The organism is Actinocrispum sp. NPDC049592, assembly GCF_040675465.1.
GTDB lineage: Bacteria > Actinomycetota > Actinomycetes > Mycobacteriales > Pseudonocardiaceae > Kibdelosporangium.
This window is the reverse complement of record NZ_JBFAPA010000042.1, coordinates 1-1,122: the sequence shown is the minus strand read 5'-3', so window position 1 is coordinate 1,122 and position 1,122 is coordinate 1. Positions and strand designations below refer to the sequence as shown.

Genomic DNA, 1,122 nt, shown 5'->3' with positions numbered 1-1,122 from the left:
TGTACGAGGCCATGACGTTGGTGACGCCGGTGTGGAGCCGGATGGCTGGTGGTTGGTTTCCGGCGGCAGTGTGGGGTCGATGGTAGTTGTAGTGCACATTCCACACCGGAAGAGCGTCTGACCTCTGTTGTTCGCTGGTCCAGGTGCGGGCGTAGAGGAATTCCTCAGCCAGGATCCGGTTGTAGCGTTCGACTTTGCCGTTGTGGCGCGGTGTGTAAGGCGTGATGCGCTGATGACGTGCCCCCAGCCCGTGTAGGGCGGTGGCGAAGTCGCCGGCTTTGTAGCAGGAGCCGTTGTCGGTGACGACCCGGTGGATGTGGGTGACGCCGTGGGCGGCAAAGAACGCCCGTGCCCGGGAAAGGAACGCGATCGCGGTGCGGGCCTTCTCGTCCGGGAGGGCCTCGGTGTAGGCCAGCCGGGAGAACCCATCGACCGCGGAATGCAGGTAGGTGTAGGACACCCGCGGGCCCCGGCCGGTGGCCCGCTTGGACCGCCGTGCCTGTTCGCTGCCGCGGCCGTGGGCGCGCCAGCCGCCGCCGTCGGGGATCCGCCCGACTTTCTTGACGTCGAGGTGGACCATGTGGCCGGGCCAGCGGGCGATGATCCGGCGGGGTGCCCGGTTGCTCTCGCCGGTGGGGTCGAGGAACTTCCGCCGGTTGAGCCCGAGATGGACCAAGTGCCGGCTGACCGTGCGCACCGAGATCAGGGTGCCCTCGCCGGCTAGTTCCAGCGCGATGCGGCGGGCTGGGTGTTTGCCGGATCGGCGGAGTTGTTCGATCCGGACGATGACCTCGGCTGAGGTGGCGGTGGGCTGGTGGTGCGGGACGCTGGGCCGGTCCAGCAGTCCTGCCTCGCCGAACCGGCGGTAGCGGTTGACCCATTTCGAAGCGCATTGGCGGGAGATGCCCATTTCCGCGGCGACGTGGGCGATCGGGCGGGTCTGGCAACGCTGCACGAGACGGCGGCGGCCTTCCACGGACAGCGGGGCGTTACGGTGGAGCACGGACGGGTCTTTCTGCTCGGCGGACGAGTTGGTGGTACTTCTCATCCTGCCGCTGAAAGACCCGTCCCCATCCTCAGGCCCTCACCCGCGTCACCAACCTCATGACCCGCAACACCTAG

General features: G+C 67.7%; 1 protein-coding gene. It reads right to left on the bottom strand.

All coding sequences use genetic code 11. From position 1 onward, the window contains the following. Positions 1-1,003 (bottom strand): IS481 family transposase (locus AB0J95_RS51025; RefSeq protein WP_364774002.1); only part of this gene is annotated, 1,003 nt, incomplete at its 3' end. Positions 1,004-1,122 lie beyond the last annotated feature (119 nt).